General features: G+C 41.8%; 18 protein-coding genes and 1 other annotated feature. All 18 genes read left to right on the forward strand.

Going from position 1 to position 16771, the window contains the following annotated elements; all coding sequences use genetic code 11:
* Positions 1-28: 28 nt before the first annotated feature.
* The 18 genes from AC2YHV_RS09390 (at position 29) to pyrR (ending at position 16676) form a co-directional block, all read left to right on the forward strand.
* A complete protein-coding gene (locus AC2YHV_RS09390; RefSeq protein WP_052137467.1) occupies positions 29-739 on the forward strand; it encodes a DUF881 domain-containing protein in 711 nt (236 codons plus the stop codon).
* Positions 739-1104, forward strand: coding sequence for a small basic family protein (locus AC2YHV_RS09395; RefSeq protein WP_034313884.1), 366 nt, complete (start codon positions 739-741; stop codon positions 1102-1104). Before AC2YHV_RS09390 ends, AC2YHV_RS09395 begins: the two co-directional genes overlap by 1 nt.
* Before the next feature lie 254 nt (positions 1105-1358).
* Positions 1359-2657: a cell division protein FtsA gene (gene ftsA, locus AC2YHV_RS09400; RefSeq protein WP_487373080.1), complete on the forward strand. Its 1299-nt coding sequence runs from the start codon at positions 1359-1361 to the stop codon at positions 2655-2657.
* Between the two features lie 44 nt (positions 2658-2701).
* Positions 2702-3859, forward strand: coding sequence for a cell division protein FtsZ (gene ftsZ, locus AC2YHV_RS09405; protein WP_034313879.1), 1158 nt, complete (start codon positions 2702-2704; stop codon positions 3857-3859).
* Between the two features lie 369 nt (positions 3860-4228).
* Positions 4229-5155 carry a sigma-E processing peptidase SpoIIGA gene (spoIIGA, locus tag AC2YHV_RS09410; protein ID WP_230135378.1) on the forward strand — a complete coding sequence of 309 codons (927 nt, stop codon included), beginning with the start codon at positions 4229-4231 and terminating at the stop codon, positions 5153-5155.
* 58 nt (positions 5156-5213) lie between these two features.
* Complete coding sequence (gene sigE / locus AC2YHV_RS09415) at positions 5214-5933, forward strand: RNA polymerase sporulation sigma factor SigE (protein WP_034313874.1); 720 nt, start codon at positions 5214-5216, stop codon at positions 5931-5933.
* A 150-nt stretch (positions 5934-6083) separates the two neighbouring features.
* Entirely contained in the window at positions 6084-6863 is a 780-nt protein-coding gene (sigG, locus tag AC2YHV_RS09420; RefSeq protein ID WP_034313871.1) for an RNA polymerase sporulation sigma factor SigG, read from the forward strand.
* A 228-nt stretch (positions 6864-7091) separates the two neighbouring features.
* Entirely contained in the window at positions 7092-7361 is a 270-nt protein-coding gene (locus tag AC2YHV_RS09425; RefSeq protein ID WP_034313870.1) for a YlmC/YmxH family sporulation protein, read from the forward strand.
* Positions 7362-7416: 55 nt separating this feature from the next.
* Entirely contained in the window at positions 7417-8244 is an 828-nt protein-coding gene (pgeF, locus tag AC2YHV_RS09430) for a peptidoglycan editing factor PgeF (protein WP_057278440.1), read from the forward strand.
* Positions 8245-8246: 2 nt separating this feature from the next.
* Complete coding sequence (locus AC2YHV_RS09435) at positions 8247-8918, forward strand: YggS family pyridoxal phosphate-dependent enzyme (RefSeq protein ID WP_063576909.1); 672 nt, start codon at positions 8247-8249, stop codon at positions 8916-8918.
* Positions 8919-8939: 21 nt separating this feature from the next.
* The gene (locus AC2YHV_RS09440; RefSeq protein WP_057278438.1) at positions 8940-9404 is read left to right on the forward strand and encodes a cell division protein SepF; all 465 of its coding nucleotides are present in this window, start codon (positions 8940-8942) and stop codon (positions 9402-9404) included.
* Positions 9405-9410: 6 nt separating this feature from the next.
* Positions 9411-9677, forward strand: a complete 267-nt coding sequence (locus tag AC2YHV_RS09445) for a YggT family protein (RefSeq protein WP_487373081.1) — start codon at positions 9411-9413, stop codon at positions 9675-9677.
* A 134-nt stretch (positions 9678-9811) separates the two neighbouring features.
* Positions 9812-10585 carry a YlmH family RNA-binding protein gene (locus AC2YHV_RS09450; protein WP_057278437.1) on the forward strand — a complete coding sequence of 258 codons (774 nt, stop codon included), beginning with the start codon at positions 9812-9814 and terminating at the stop codon, positions 10583-10585.
* An 85-nt stretch (positions 10586-10670) separates the two neighbouring features.
* Positions 10671-11186 (forward strand): DivIVA domain-containing protein, encoded by a 516-nt coding sequence (locus AC2YHV_RS09455; protein ID WP_034313857.1) that lies wholly within the window; start codon positions 10671-10673, stop codon positions 11184-11186.
* A gap of 63 nt (positions 11187-11249) precedes the next feature.
* Positions 11250-11492, forward strand: a binding site (T-box leader).
* A gap of 87 nt (positions 11493-11579) precedes the next feature.
* Positions 11580-14348 (forward strand): isoleucine--tRNA ligase, encoded by a 2769-nt coding sequence (gene ileS, locus AC2YHV_RS09460; RefSeq protein ID WP_487373099.1) that lies wholly within the window; start codon positions 11580-11582, stop codon positions 14346-14348.
* Between the two features lie 208 nt (positions 14349-14556).
* Positions 14557-15027 (forward strand): signal peptidase II, encoded by a 471-nt coding sequence (lspA, locus tag AC2YHV_RS09465; protein WP_034313851.1) that lies wholly within the window; start codon positions 14557-14559, stop codon positions 15025-15027.
* Positions 15020-15937 (forward strand): RluA family pseudouridine synthase, encoded by a 918-nt coding sequence (locus AC2YHV_RS09470; protein WP_063576908.1) that lies wholly within the window; start codon positions 15020-15022, stop codon positions 15935-15937. The genes lspA and AC2YHV_RS09470 overlap by 8 nt, the downstream gene beginning before the upstream one ends.
* Before the next feature lie 157 nt (positions 15938-16094).
* On the forward strand, positions 16095-16676 hold the full coding sequence (gene pyrR, locus AC2YHV_RS09475) for a bifunctional pyr operon transcriptional regulator/uracil phosphoribosyltransferase PyrR (RefSeq protein ID WP_057278480.1): 582 nt from the start codon (positions 16095-16097) through the stop codon (positions 16674-16676).
* Positions 16677-16771: the final 95 nt, after the last annotated feature.

Consider the following 16771-nt stretch of genomic DNA (forward strand, 5'->3'; position numbering starts at 1 on the left):
TCGATGAAAGATTGGTGAGAAACTGGAAATGAAAAAAAAGCTTTCTTTTAGTTTGGTTACGTTGATTGCTGGCTTCATGCTCGCTATTCAATTCAATTTGGTGAATCAGCCTGTCGTATCCGATACAAGGGATATGTGGGAACTGAAAAATGATTTATTGAAAGAACAGCAGACCCAGGCAGAATTAATAGAGGGTATCAGTAAGCTTGAGGGAAAAATAGCATCTTATGAAACAAAGAAAAATGAGAGTAAAGAAGAAGTCTTGCGTGACACCCTGACCGAATTGAAGACTGACGCAGGTTTGACCGAAATAAGAGGTAATGGGGTAATCGTATCTATACAGCCTATCAAAGCCGATATCCTTCTTGGTGAGAAGGTCGAGTATATTTCACCAGTATTGATCATTCGGCTCATTAATGAAATGTATAGATATGGCGCTGACGAAATTTCCATTTCAGGACAAAGGTATATATCAACATCGGTTATTCGTGATATTAATGGGCAGCCGAAAATGGACGGATATCCTCTGGTTCATTACCCGGTCGAAATGCAGGCAATAACCGTTAATCCAAAGAAACTGAAGCAGCGCATTGAAGGTTCCGAACTTATGGATGATTTCTTTATAGACAATTTTGAAGTGCAGATTAAGGTGCCTTCCGGCAAGTTGACATTGCCGGCTTACCAAAATGCTATTAACGTGGAACATATGGAGCCCATTATGGATGGGGGGGAATCGTGATGTGGCTTTCAGTTTTTGGTCTGTTGATTGGAATCACCCTTGGTTTTTTGGTGGATTTTGATATTCCCCATGAATATTCAAATTATCTCTCCATAGCCGTGCTTGCTGCTTTTGATACCTTATTTGGGGGGATACGGGCTCATTTGCAAAATCTTTATGATGAAGTTGTATTTGTAACAGGATTCTTCTTTAATATTATTTTAGCCGCAGGTTTGGCTTTTCTAGGTGTACATCTTGGTGTAGACTTATATTTAGCCGCAATCTTTGTATTCGGTGTCAGGCTCTTTCAAAATATTGCCCTGATCAGAAGGATCCTGATTGAAAAATGGTCCATTTCCCGGAAAAAGCAGAAAAAAAATCTATAATTTTAAAGGGAATTAAGTTATAAATGACGAATAGTTTATGGCAGTATCTAGTTTTTTTAGTAAATCAGTCACGTAGAGAAGCGAACAATATGCACCATAAAGTACGAGTTTTGTTCGGGAAATACAAAATGAAACGCTTATCTATGTAATTCGTCAGTTGTTGTAAACAGTTCTGTTATTCTATAATGTATAAGTCTTCGATATAAAAATGTTATTCTACTAATACATGTATAAACTGAAGGAGGTGCCATGGAATGAACAGCAACGAAATATACGTAAGTCTTGACATCGGTACATCCAGTGTAAAAGTTATCATTGGGGAAATGGTCAATGACACATTAAATATAATCGGTGTAGGAAATGTTAAATCAGAAGGGCTCAAAAAGGGTTCGATCGTCGGTATAGATGAAACCGTCCAATCCATTCAAAAGGCTATAGAGCAAGCAGAGCGGATGATAGGGATGGAGATAACAAAGGTAATCGTCGGCATAAGTGGAAATCATGTGACGCTTCAGCCGTGTCATGGGGTAGTAGCGGTATCCAGTGACAATAAAGAGATTACCGAGCATGACGTTTTCCGTGTCAGGGAAGCAGCTGAGTTAATAACGATACCATCCGACAGGGAAATCATCGACGTGGTGCCGATTCACTACAAAGTTGATGAACTTGATGAAATCAGTGATCCACGGGGCATGATAGGTGTCCGGTTGGAAATGAGAGGGATTTTAATCACAGGTCTTCGGACAATTTTACATAATACGCTGCGCTGTGTGGAAAGGGCAGGATTGGAAATAACCGATATCGCCCTTCAGCCTTTAGCCGCAGGTTCCCTTGTTTTATCCAAGGATGAAAAAGAACTTGGTGTGGCACTTGTCGATATTGGCGGAGGTTCCACGACCCTGGCAATTTTCGAACAAGGCTATTTACAATATACGTCTGTGATACCTATAGGCGGGGAAACACTTACGAAGGACCTTTCCATCGTTCTAAGGACGACTATGGAAGAAGCTGAGAAAATAAAAGTAAAGCATGGACATGCCTATTATGATGACGCGTCTGAAGATGAAGTATTCCAAATACCGATCATCGGCAGCGATCAGAAACAGACCTGCAACCAGTTAATGCTTTCGGATATCATTGAAGCGCGGGTGACCGAAATATTCGAGTTGATTCAAGATGATTTGAAGAGACTTGGCTTCCAGGATATACCGGGTGGTTTCGTGTTGACCGGGGGCGTCGTCAAGATGCCGGGTGTCCTGGAGCTAGCTCAATATGTGTTCCAAAACCGAGTAAGGACAGCTGAACCCAATTACATCGGTGTTAGGGAACCCCAATACACCACGGCTGTTGGTTTGATTAAACACGCATGCAAGAAAGAGAGAATGCAAAAAAACACCGCTAATAAAACTCCTGTAGCAGCTGGACAAGCTCAAGAAGATAACGACCAGCGCAGCCAGAAGGTTTCTCAGAAAAATAAAGAGAACACGGCTAAAAAACAAGGTGAAAAAGGTGAATCTAAATTCAAAAAAATCCTGGGTTACTTTTTTGAATAACAATCATTAAGAATCGGGAATTTCGTCAAAATAGGAGGATTGTCATGTTGGAGTTTGATTCTAATCTAGAACAATTAGCAACGATAAAAGTAATAGGTGTTGGCGGCGGCGGAAACAATGCGGTAAACAGAATGATCGAGCATGGTGTACAGGGCGTTGAGTTTATTTCTGTCAATACTGACGCACAGGCTCTTAATCTATCAAAAGCAGAAATCAAAATGCAAATCGGTGGGAAGCTTACACGCGGTTTGGGTGCAGGTGCCAATCCAGAGGTAGGAAAAAAAGCTGCTGAAGAAAGCAAAGAGCAGATTGAAGAAGCGCTTAAAGGTGCCGATATGGTATTCGTAACGGCTGGAATGGGCGGCGGTACGGGAACGGGGGCAGCTCCTGTCATAGCGGGCATTGCTAAAGATCTAGGGGCCCTTACAGTGGGTGTAGTTACCCGTCCATTTACTTTCGAAGGCCGAAAACGTGCAACACAGGCACAAGGCGGCATTTCATCCATGAAGGAATCGGTTGACACACTCATCGTCATTCCGAACGACCGCCTCCTTGAAATCGTCGATAAAAGCACGCCAATGCTTGAAGCATTCCGTGAAGCGGATAATGTACTTCGCCAGGGTGTACAAGGGATTTCAGATTTAATTGCTGTTCCAGGTCTTATTAACTTGGACTTTGCCGATGTGAAGACGATCATGTCCAACAAAGGTTCCGCTCTTATGGGAATCGGGATTTCCTCCGGGGAAAACCGTGCAGCGGAAGCGGCGAAAAAAGCCATTTCCAGTCCGTTGCTTGAAACATCGATTGATGGCGCCCAAGGTGTACTGATGAATATTACCGGTGGTACGAACCTAAGTCTTTTTGAAGTCCAGGAAGCGGCCGATATCGTGGCTACAGCATCCGATCAAGACGTCAACATGATTTTTGGTTCTGTTATCAATGAAAACCTTAAAGATGAAATCGTCGTTACGGTAATTGCTACAGGCTTTAACGAGGTTGAAGCTTCAATTCGGCCTACTGGACGTCCAACACTCGGACAGCAGCAGCAATCAAGACCTCAGACACAACAAACGCCACAGTCTAACGTGAAGCGTGAAGTGAAGAGGGAAGAAGTCAATGAACAGCCTGCACGTAATGCCAATCAAGGCGATGAGGCTTTGGATATTCCAACCTTCCTCCGTAACCGTAATAGACGCCGTTAATAACGACGTCATATGCCGTTCCCATTTTGGGGACGGTTTTTTGTCGTTAATAAAATGCATCCCTAGACGGAATTGTGCTGGATGTTGCCTGGCAGAAGGGAGCTTCCATCTTTTGCTCACTTCCATTCATTAATGTAAAAGATGAGAGAAATTATTAAACGTTTATAACATAAATCGACAGCAGTAAAAGGGAGCAGGATAGTCTCTAAGACAGTATTGAAAATATCAATAGCTGATTTTCTACAAAAAGGGTAAAAATGACTGAAAAACTCTTAAGTTTTCAGTACAAAAAGTGACACACTTTCTTAGGGCAGGTACGCTATACTTTTTGCTAGTGGAAGGTTAGTTCATATAAGGAGGGGAGGGTGTTTGACTTTATATTTAGATGTGATCTGGTTATTGAATTGGTTATTTGACTGCCTCCTTTTATATTGGTCCGCAATCATTCTCAAACGAAGGGTAGCTCTTTGGCGGGTATGCATCGGCGGACTGATTGGTTCCTTCATTATCGTATTGGCATTCACTCCTTTTTATGCAATTGCCGACCGGGTATACATGAAGATTTTAGTATCCATGGTCATGGTGCTGGCAACCTTTGGGTTTAATAGGCTAAAACTTTTCGTGAAATCGGTGGCCACTTTATATTTTGTGACATTTTTATCGGGAGGAATCCTTCTGGGACTTCACTACCTATTTGAATTCCAAATCGTATCCAAGGACCCTGGACAATATGCCGGAATCAATCGTTTTGGCGACCCTGTCAGCTGGATATTCGTCATGATCGGGTTCCCGCTCGCATGGCAATTTTCCAAGCGAACATTAGAAGGGATGGAAATGACCAAGCTTACACATGAACAAATGGTTTCGGTCTCGGTTAAAATTTCTGACTTTGAAGGAACGTTTCATGGATTGGTGGATAGCGGCAATCAACTATATGACCCGATTACACGTTCCCCAGTAATGATCATTTCTCTTTCAGGCGCGGAAACGGGAATTCCGAATGATATGCTAGAGCTCTTTAAAAACCCAGATACCCTGATTAGCCAGGAAGTGCAGCCCGAATATTCATGGACAGGAAGAATGCGTGTCATCCCTTATAAAGTCGTAGGTCATGAACATCAGCTGTTAACCGCAATCAAACCGGATTATATTAAAATCGTTCAAGGAGAAAAAGAATTTCATGTCAAGCAGGGTCTCATTTCGTTTACCTTTCAACAACTCTCTCCCGACAATAGCTATCAATCTATCGTTCACCCGAAGATGTTAACCGGCATACCGGTGCAAACTGCCTCCTGAACCATCGATTCACTCTTGAATTTGACCCATAATCCGTTTATTAGAAGGGAGAATTATTTTGAAGAAATTCATTCTTCGGCTTACTTACTTTTGGTACAAACTATTGTTCAAGCTCGGATTGAAAACGGACGAAATATTTTATATAGGAGGGAGTGAGGCACTGCCGCCGCCCCTTTCAAAGGAAGAAGAGGCAATACTGATCAATAAATTACCAAATGGCGATGAAGCTGCACGCTCGATCTTGATTGAACGTAATTTAAGGCTGGTTGTTTATATTGCCAGGAAATTCGAAAATACAGGTATCAACATTGAAGATTTAATCAGCATAGGCACCATAGGTTTGATCAAGGCTGTGAATACATTCAATCCAGAGAAGAAAATAAAACTGGCTACATATGCATCGAGATGCATCGAGAATGAAATATTGATGTATTTACGCAGAAATAACAAAATCCGCTCTGAAGTTTCTTTTGATGAACCTCTGAATATTGATTGGGATGGAAATGAACTACTGTTATCCGATGTACTTGGAACGGATGATGACATTATCACGAAAGACCTTGAGGCAAACGTTGACCGTAAGTTGCTGACAAAAGCACTTACACAGTTATCGGAACGTGAAAAACAGATAATGGAACTCCGTTTTGGACTTGCAGGAGGAGAAGAAAAAACCCAAAAGGACGTTGCCGACATGCTGGGGATTTCCCAATCTTACATTTCGCGTTTGGAAAAACGGATTATTAAGAGGCTTCGTAAAGAATTTAATAAAATGGTGTAAAAAAATAAAGTGCTTAAATGTCAATCAAATCAATACTTCGGTAGTAATATTGAAAAATAATCGGGATTTTCTGTTCTAGCCATGTGCATATTTTTTCCTCCCGCGGAAATACTGTTTTTTGTACAGCGCTCCTGTGAGGAGGGAATAATTTTGTCTCGTAATAAGGTTGAAATCTGCGGTGTGGATACATCAAAATTACCGGTTTTAAAGAATGAAGAAATGAGAAAACTCTTTAAAGAACTGCAAGATGGCGATATTTCAGCAAGAGAGAAACTGGTAAACGGGAATCTTCGACTCGTTCTAAGCGTCATTCAACGCTTCAACAATCGGGGAGAGTATGTAGATGATCTATTTCAGGTAGGCTGTATAGGGTTGATGAAGTCGATAGATAACTTTGACCTAGGTCAAAATGTTAAGTTTTCAACGTATGCTGTACCGATGATTATTGGAGAAATCAGAAGATATCTTCGTGACAATAATCCGATTCGGGTATCCCGTTCTTTAAGAGACATCGCTTATAAAGCTTTGCAGGTAAAAGAAAAGCTCATAAGCCAGACCCTTCGTGAGCCGACAGCTGAAGAAATCGCCAAGGTGTTGGAAGTACCTCATGAAGAAATTGTTTTTGCACTAGATGCTATACAAGATCCAGTTTCACTTTTTGAACCGATTTATAATGATGGCGGGGATCCGATTTATGTACTCGACCAACTGAGTGATGAAAAAAATAAAGATAGTACCTGGATTGATGAAATAGCTATAAATGAAGGCATGAGACGGTTGAATGACCGGGAAAAAATGATCCTTCGCAAACGGTTTTTCCAAGGGAAGACGCAAATGGAGGTAGCCGAGGAAATCGGCATTTCACAAGCACAGGTCTCCCGCTTGGAAAAAGCGGCAATCAAGCAAATGAATAAAAATATCCAACAGTAGAAGCTGAGCATGAGAAAAAGTTAGCTGAAGCGGGCAGGGCAAAAATGTCGATACCCGCTTCATAGCTACTTATCCATTGCGGCTTTTTTATTTTGTTGAAAATCCCTTCCGGAAGGGATCGTGAATCGGGGACGTTTATTTATCGTAATCTTCATCCTTGAGCGCATCTTGTCATATACATAGGAATAGGACCTTCATCTATGATGAATTTTTGAGGAGCTGAGTGATGTGACCAGGATTTCAGAATTTCAAATAAAGGATATCGTTAATATAGCGGATGGGAAGAAGTTGGGTAATATGTCAGACCTTGAAATAAATACGGCCACGGGGAAAATAGAGGCCATCGTCGTTTCAAATGGCACCCGATTAATGGGCTTTTTTGGAAGAGAACAAGACATTGTGATTCCATGGCGCAAAATAAAAAAGATCGGTGCGGATGTCATACTTGTTGAACATCAGACGGTATTTCAAGGAGAACTGAAAGATGAACGTTTTTAAAGGTGCATGGCGCAAATATATGATACACTAGACTAAAAATAAAGAGGTTTATTGCATGAAAGAGCCATTTGTTTTAATAAAAGACCAATATATGCTCATTGACAGCTGGAGACAAAAAAATCTCCAGCTCGTAGCGGGCTTCACCACAAAAAATGGTGGAGTCAGTACAGGTGATTTTCAAACATTGAATACCGGTTTTCATGTCGGGGATAAACTTGGTGATGTCCAGGGAAACCGCAGGATTATAGCCGATAAGCTGATGTTTCCGCTTAATGAATGGATAGGGGCCGAGCAGACACATGAAACGAATATCCATCAGGTTACCAGCCGCGATTGCGGGAGAGGTGCTGCGGATTATGATTCAGCCTTTAAAGCGACAGATGGATTCTATACGAAGGACCCAAACGTTCTATTGACCCTTTGCTATGCTGACTGCGTGCCCTTATACTTTCTTGCTCCGGCACATGGTATGATTGGGGTGGCACATGCTGGCTGGAAGGGCACGGTTAATGGGATTGCACGAAAGATGGTTGAGGCATGGCTGAATGAGGGTATAAAAGCAAGTGAGATATTTGCTGTTATTGGACCTTCGATTTGTTCAAAATGCTATGTAGTTGATGATTATGTCATGGATTTAGTGCAGAATTTGCTGGTAGATATTGACGAAAAGCCCTATAATTTAATCAGTGAAGGACAATATCAGTTAGATCTTAAGCAACTTAATGCATTGATTCTTCAAAAATCAGGAATTCCAAATAGTCAGATCGACGTTACATCATACTGTACAAGCTGTGATCATGAATTGTTTTTTTCACATCGCCGTGATAACGGGAAGACAGGCAGATTGATGAGTTTTATCGGTTGGAAGGAGGATTTAGAGTAACAGTGAAAGTAGTGGACAATTTAAAAAACATCGAAGAAAAAATAAATATAGCATGTGAAAATAGTGGAAGGGACCGTGAAGCGATAAAGTTGATCGCAGTGACGAAATATGTTTCGGTCGAGAGAGCGAATGAAGCATTGGAAGCGGGAATACTTGATTTAGGCGAAAACCGTGACGAAGGGCTATTGGCTAAATATGAAGTGCTGAAGGACAAGCCAAACTGGCATTATATTGGTTCCATGCAAACACGCAAAGTTAAGAATGTCATCGATAAAATTTCATATATCCATTCATTGGATCGCATTTCTTTGGCAGAAGAAATTCAAAAACGCGCTAATGAGCCGATAAACTGTTTAGTGCAGGTGAATGTATCTGGTGAGGAATCAAAACATGGTCTGAATCCAGAGGCGACTATTGATTTCATACAAGGGTTATCTGCTTTTGATAAGGTGAATGTTGCAGGATTGATGACGATGGCTCCATTGACCGATGATGAACGGATTTTGCGGGAATGCTTCCGGAAACTGAAAGGCATCCAGGCTGAAATACAAGCTTTGGAGTTGAAGCATGCCCCCTGTACTGAATTGTCCATGGGTATGTCCAATGATTTCATGATTGCCATTGAGGAAGGCGCTACAATGATCCGGATTGGTACAGCACTTGTAGGCGAATAATTTTAAGGAGGTACGCTATAGATGTCGTTCGTATCAAAATTTAAATCTTATTTCGCGCTGGATGATGAGTATGAGTACAGGGAAGAAGTGGTGGAAGAAGAGGAGGCTGAACCAAAAGTCGTGAAGTCAGCTAAACAGCAGCAGTCCGCTTCTGCAGGGAATAATACCAATCAGAATATCGTAAGTTTGCAAAGCGTACAAAAATCTTCTAAAGTAGTATTATTGGAGCCGCGTGCTTATGCAGAAGCCCAGGAGGTAGCTGATCATTTGAAAAACAGGCGCGCAGTAGTCGTGAACCTTCAACGGATCCAGCATGACCAAGGAAAGCGAATCATCGATTTTCTAAGTGGGACTGTCTATGCAATCAGCGGGGATATCCAAAAAATCGGAACAGATATATTCTTATGTACCCCGGACAACGTCGATGTTTCCGGTAATATTACCGGCTTCGCCGCCGAAGAGGAGTACGAAGAAGCGAGGTGGTAATGGTTAATGGGTCTAGTGCTTCAGGGTTTATATTATTTAATTGAAATTTATTCAATGGCATTAATCGTTTACATATTGATGTCATGGTTCCCCAATGCAAGGGAGACATCAATCGGTCAGTTTTTGGAAAAAATTTGCGAACCGTATTTAGAACCGTTCAGAAAGTTCATTCCGCCACTTGGCATGATTGATCTTTCACCTCTTGTGGCCTTGCTGGTTCTTAATTTTGCCAGCGGTTATGGAATCAATTACTTACAGACATTAATTGGATGATCAACAATTAACCTGACATGCATATTACTACACAGTCGGAACATTTTCCGCTGTGTAGTTGCAACGCAGAATGAGTTCAATCAATTCCAGATGATCGACCATTAATTTGATAACTAAGGAGCATTTATTCAATCATGAGTATTTATCAGCATTTCAGGCCGGAGGAAAAAGATTTTATCGACCAGGCCATGAATTGGATTGATCAGGTTAAACATTCCTACGCTCCGAAACTATCTGATTTTCTTGATCCGCGTCAGCAGGAAATCCTTACTTCCCTAATAGGGAATGATCCGGAAGCGAAACTGCAATTTAATGGCGGGAGCGATTTCGTAGAGCGAAAACGTGTGCTCATTTACCCTGATTATTACTCTCCTGAACCATCTGATTTCAATATCTCCTTATACGATATCTCCTATCCAAAAAAATTTGTAACGCTTGAACATAGGCAAATACTTGGAACCTTGATGTCACTAGGGGTAAAACGTGAAAAATTTGGTGATATAATAGTGACGGAAGAGGATATTCAATTTATAGCTGCCGAAGAGATGGATTCATATCTCACTGGAAATCTGGAGAAAATAGGTAATGCTTCCGTTTCCATCAAACGGCTTCCAATCGGGAATATCGTTCAAGTTAAGGAAAAATGGGAAGAGCAAGTAACCACCGTCAGTTCTCTTAGGCTTGACAGTGTACTATCGGCCGTCCTGAATTTGTCCCGTCAAAAAACCCAGTCCTTGATAACGTCAGGAAAAGTAAAGGTGAATTTCAAGCAAACGGAAAACGTCTCGGAAGAATGCCGTGAGGGTGACACACTTTCCATCAGAGGTTTTGGCAGATGTAAAATAGCTTCGATCGATGGGAAAACCAAGAAGGATAAGTGGAGAATCTCGTTAGGCAGACAAAAATAATTCAAGAAAAAGCAGGAATCATAAATTTATTGTCGAATATAGAGTTTTAACATACTAGAGTAGAAACCGTTCTGGAGGTGCCGTAATGCCCTTAACCCCGATAGATATACATAACAAGGAATTTAACAAAGTATTTCGAGGGTATGATGAAGATGAAGTAAATGAATTTCTCGACCAGGTCATTAAAGATTATGAACTGATTTTGAGGGAGAAGAAGGAACTTGAAGATAAACTGAACGAGACTTTTGATCGTTTGGGACATTTTACGACAATTGAGGGTACACTTAACAAGTCGATTATTGTCGCACAGGAAGCAGCCGAAGAATTAAGGCGCAATGCCCAAAAAGAAGCGAAACTGATCATAAAGGAAGCAGAGAAAAATGCTGACAGGATCGTAAATGAGTCACTTGTGAAAGCAAGGAAAATAGCGATGGATATTGAAGATTTGAAAAAGCAATCCAAAGTATTCCGGACACGTTTCAAAATGCTTGTCGGTGCACAGCTGGATTTGCTGGACAATGACGATTGGGATCATCTTCTGGATTATGAAGTGGATGCGACTGAAATAGAATTAAATGAGAGAGTGGAAGAGGAAATTTAAACGATTCCTTGACTTTGAACACTTTTTTCGCATATAATTTTTTAACAATACAATTCATTATGAAATTAGACGATGACAGGGAAAGTAAATTCTTCACACACTTATTTTTAGCGAACCGGGGATGGTGAAAGCCCGGAATAAGCGAAGAATTGAAGATCACCCTTGAGTTCTGAGTTGAACCTGCTTTTGCAGTAAGTAAATGAAGCGTTTCATTCACGTTACGAATGCTCGAGAGGTTGGATTCACTTTTGTGAATCTTTCTAGCCAGGGTGGTACCGCGGGAAGCAAAGCTTTCTCGTCCCTTTTTTAGGGATGAGAGGGCTTTTTATTTTGGCCGGATATCAAGTCATCGGTTCGAATGAATTTTTTAAAAGACGGATGGAGGATTTTATGATGGAATACAAAGATACCTTATTGATGCCTAAAACTGAATTTCCAATGCGGGGGAATTTGCCGAAGCGTGAACCGGAAATCCAAGAAAAATGGAAAGAAATGAACATCTATAAAAAAGTGCAAGAGCAAACGGAAGGACGTCCTTTATTCATTTTGCATGATGGACCTCCATATGCCAACGGCGATATCCACATGGGCCATGCAATGAATAAGGTTTTAAAGGATTTCATTGTCCGATTTAAATCGATGAGCGGTTTTCAAGCACCGTATGTACCTGGCTGGGATACACATGGGCTTCCAATCGAAACGGCATTGACGAAAAAAGGCGTGAAACGGAAAGAAATGAGCGTTGCCGAATTCAGAAAGCTTTGTGAAGAGTATGCTTATGGCCAGATTGACAATCAACGGGAGCAGTTTAAGAGAATAGGGGTCCGTGGTGATTGGGAAAATCCTTATATCACATTGAAGCCTGAATATGAAGCACAGCAAATCAAGGTATTCGGAGAAATGGCGAAAAAAGGCTACATTTATAAAGGGAAAAAACCTGTTTACTGGTCCCCTTCAAGTGAATCGGCGCTAGCCGAAGCTGAAATTGAATATCAAGACAAACGCTCTGCGTCGATCTATGTTGCTTTTGAAGTCACAGATGGCAAAGGTGTGATCGATGAAGGCGTCAAGATCATCATCTGGACGACAACTCCATGGACGATTCCAGCTAATCTTGGTATCTCATTGCATCCGCAATTAAATTATGTAGTAGTGGCTGTCGAAAATGAAAAATTCTTAATTGCTGAGGCACTGCTTGAATCGGTTACGGAAACATTAGGCTGGGAAAATCCGTCCATCCAAAAAACAGTAAAAGGGAGCGAGTTGGACCGTGCTGTTGCCAAACACCCTCTTTATGACCGTGAATCTTTAGTGATGTTAGGTGAGCACGTAACGACTGAAGCTGGAACGGGTTGTGTTCACACTGCGCCAGGCCATGGTGAAGACGACTTTATCATTGGGCAAAAATATGGCTTGGACGTACTTTGTCCTGTAGATGAAAAAGGGGTCATGACGGAAGAAGCAGGGGGATTTGCCGGATTATTTTATGATCAAGCGAATAAACCGATTACCGAAAAATTAACTGAAGCAGGCGCGTTATTGAACTTGACGTTCATCACACACTCTTATCCACATGACTGGCGGACGAAGAAGCCAACGATCTTCCGTGCAACAGCACAATGGTTCGCGTCAATCAAGGACTTCCGCAATGAACTTCTGGAAGCGATTGAAGAAACGAAATGGGTTCCTGCTTGGGGCGAAACGCGTCTATTCAATATGGTCCGTGACCGTGGGGATTGGTGTATTTCCCGCCAACGCGCTTGGGGCGTACCAATTCCAGTGTTTTATGCAGAAAATGGCGAGCCGATCATTACGGATGAAACCATCGACCATATTTCAAACCTATTCCGCGAACACGGTTCAAACATCTGGTTTGAGCGTGAAGCGAAAGATCTTCTGCCTGAAGGCTATGCACATGAAGGCAGCCCGAATGGTATCTTCACGAAAGAAACGGATATCATGGACGTATGGTTCGATTCCGGTTCTTCTCATCAAGCGGTACTTGAAGAAAGAGACGACTTGCAACGCCCTGCTGACCTTTATTTAGAGGGGTCCGATCAATATCGCGGCTGGTTTAACTCATCACTTTCAACAAGCGTTGCCGTTACAGGCAAAGCACCATATAAAGGTGTACTTAGCCACGGGTTCGCATTGGATGGCGAAGGCCGTAAAATGAGTAAGTCGATTGGGAACGTCGTACTGCCATCCAAGGTCATGAATCAACTTGGTGCAGATATCTTACGTCTTTGGGTAGCTTCGGTGGATTACCAATCGGATGTCAGGGTTTCCGATCCTATTTTAAAACAAGTTTCGGAAGTTTACCGCAAGATCCGTAATACATTCCGCTTCCTGTTAGGGAACTTGGATGGATTCAATCCTAAGACCGATAAAGTGGCTGTTCAAGAATTGCCTGAAGTCGATCGATTCATGCTGGTTAAATTAAATAAGCTGATCAAACAGTCGAAGCTAAGTTATGAAAATTATGAGTTTGCTACCATTTATAATATGGTCAATAATTTCTGTACACAGGATTTAAGTTCGTTCTACCTTGATTATGCAAAAGACATTCTTTATTGTGAAGCACCAAATGGGAAAGAGCGTATGGCCATTCAAACGGTCCTTTACGAATCATTGGTCAGCTTGACCAAATTGGTATCACCGATCCTCTCTCATACAGCTGATGAAGTATGGGCGTTCATTCCGGGTGTAACGGAAGAAAGCGTACAGTTGACATTGATGCCTGAAGAAATTTCCATTGAAGATGCTGAAGTCATTGAAGCAAAATGGACGGCGTTCATGGATGTCCGGGATAATGTTCTGAAAGCATTGGAAGAAGCCCGGAACCAGAAGGTCATCGGAAAATCACTGAATGCTAAAGTGACGGTATATGTTAATGAAGAAACGAAAAATCTGCTTGATGGCATCAAGGAAAGCTTTGAACAGCTATTCATCGTATCCGAATTTGAAATCGCTGGAGATGTGGCAAGTGCCCCAGCCGAAGCGGTTAAACTTGAGGATATAGCGATCCTTGTTACAAAAGCAGAAGGTGAAACGTGTGAACGTTGCTGGAATGTTTCGAAGGAAGTAGGTCAAGTGGAGGATCATCCAACACTTTGCCCGCGTTGTGCTACAGTTGTGAAAGAACATTACGTGAATCAATAATTCCTGCAAAAATGCCGGTCCCTATATGAAGGGCCGGCTTTTTTGTGTGAATGAAAGCTAAAACCCCAATCGTAGAATTTTGCCTTTATCCAATCTTCCCGATATTCTTAAGGAGCAGTTAGCGGACTTCTGTTTTTCGGATTAGTCATTATTTCTAGTTTATGCTACAATTCAAAAGTGAAGATTTGATTAGTTTGGGGGAAAAAATGTGTTTTATTATTTGATTGCCCTTTTGGTCATAGCTCTCGATCAGCTGACAAAATGGATGATTGTGAAAAAAATGGAGTACGGAGAAAGCATTGAAATTATTGAAAACCTTCTATATATCACCTCGCATCGTAATCGTGGGGCAGCATGGGGAATTCTACAAGGTCAAATGTGGTTTTTCTACATCATCACCATCGCTGTCATCATTGGACTTGTCTATTATATTCAGAAAATGGCGAAGGAAAGCATTTTACTTGGAGTTGCACTTGGTCTCATGCTAGGCGGTGCGATTGGTAATTTCATCGATCGTGTTGCTCGTCAGGAAGTAGTGGATTTCGTTCATACCTATATTTTCAGCTACAGTTTCCCGGTATTTAATGTTGCTGATGCTGCGCTTTCAATTGGTGTCGGACTGCTCGTGATTCATATGTTTTTAGAAGAAAAAAACGCTAAGGAGAAAGATAATGGATAAAAGGTTATACAGCATCGATGAAACACTAAAAGGAGTTAGGATTGATAAGGCCCTTTCCACTTTGAATGAGGAATGGTCTCGCACTCAGGTCCAGCAATGGATCAAGGAAGATCATGTTTTGGTAAATGGCGCGGTTATTAAAACGAATTACAAAGCTGTTCCTGGCGATACAATCGAAGTGACGATTCCAGAACTTGAGGTATTGGATGCGGTAGCAGAGGAAATGGATTTGGATATCTATTATGAAGATGCAGATGTACTCGTGGTTAATAAACCGAGCGGTATGGTCGTCCATCCGGCACCGGGACATGTATCTGGCACGCTTGTAAATGGATTGATGGCTCACTGCAAGGATCTTTCTGGAATCAACGGTGTCATGCGTCCTGGAATCGTCCATCGGATCGACAAAGATACATCAGGTCTATTGATGGTTGCCAAAAATGATATGGCACATGAGAAACTGGTACAGCAGCTCGTTGACAAAACGGTTACCCGTAAGTATCAAGCTGTAGTTCATGGTGTGATCCCTCATGATTTCGGAACGATCGATGCACCGATCGGCCGCGATAAAAAAGATCGCCAAAGCATGACTGTCACAGATTCGAATGCCAAAAATGCCGTCACGCATTTCCGTGTCATCGAACGCTTCAAAGATTTCACTTTGGTTGAATGCCAGCTTGAAACGGGAAGGACACATCAAATCCGTGTTCATATGAAATACATTGGCTTCCCACTGGCGGGAGATCCGAAATATGGTCCGAAAAAGACCCTGAAATTGGATGGACAAGCGTTGCACGCCGGTCTTCTAGGTTTCATTCATCCACGTACTAATGAGTATATGGAATTCGAAGCTCCGATTCCGGAGGAGTTTGAAAATCTAATTAATCAATTACGTAGAAGTAAGGATTGACACATTCACTTTTTTGATATATTATAATAACAACTTAATAAGAACCTTTAACACAGTTCAGAGAGACTGAGAAGGAAACGGATACGCAAAGTGGGATAATTATGCCCACGGCGGTAAAATCCTCATGCCTTCTTGGCATGAGGATTTTTTTGTTGAAATGGACTTATCAGAAAAAAGAATCGGGGTGGCCGACGTGTTGAATGAGAAAGCCATAGTACTTGATGAGCAGGCCATTAGCAGAGCCTTGACGAGGATTGCCCATGAAATCATTGAGAAAAATAAGGGGATTGAGGATTGCGTCTTAATCGGGATACGTACACGCGGGATTTTCCTCGCTGACCGACTTGCGAAGCGCATCAATCAAATAGAAGGCAAGGAAATAGAGCTGGGTGAACTGGATATTACGCTTTATCGCGACGACCTTTCGAAAAAGAGCAATGATGGGGAACCCATCGTAAAAGGCTCTGACATTCCGGTCAATATCACTGACAAGAAAGTGATTTTAGTGGATGATGTTCTTTTCACAGGCAGAACCGTTAGAGCCGCAATGGATGCTCTGGTGGATTTGGGAAGACCTTCGCAGATCCAGCTTGCCGTATTAGTGGATAGGGGACATAGGGAATTGCCGATTCGCGCGGATTTCGTCGGTAAAAACGTTCCGACTTCACAATCTGAAAAAATTACAGTTACTTTAACAGAAGTAGATCAAGTAGATCAAGTTACTATATTAGAAAACTAAACACCATGAAAATTTCATATTACCCTTTTAAAGACAGTCCAGAGAGGCTGGCAAAGGGGAGTCAATCGGAAGAGCTGTGCCCTATGTATAGGCAT

The organism is Peribacillus sp. SRI_006 (genome assembly GCF_057586375.1).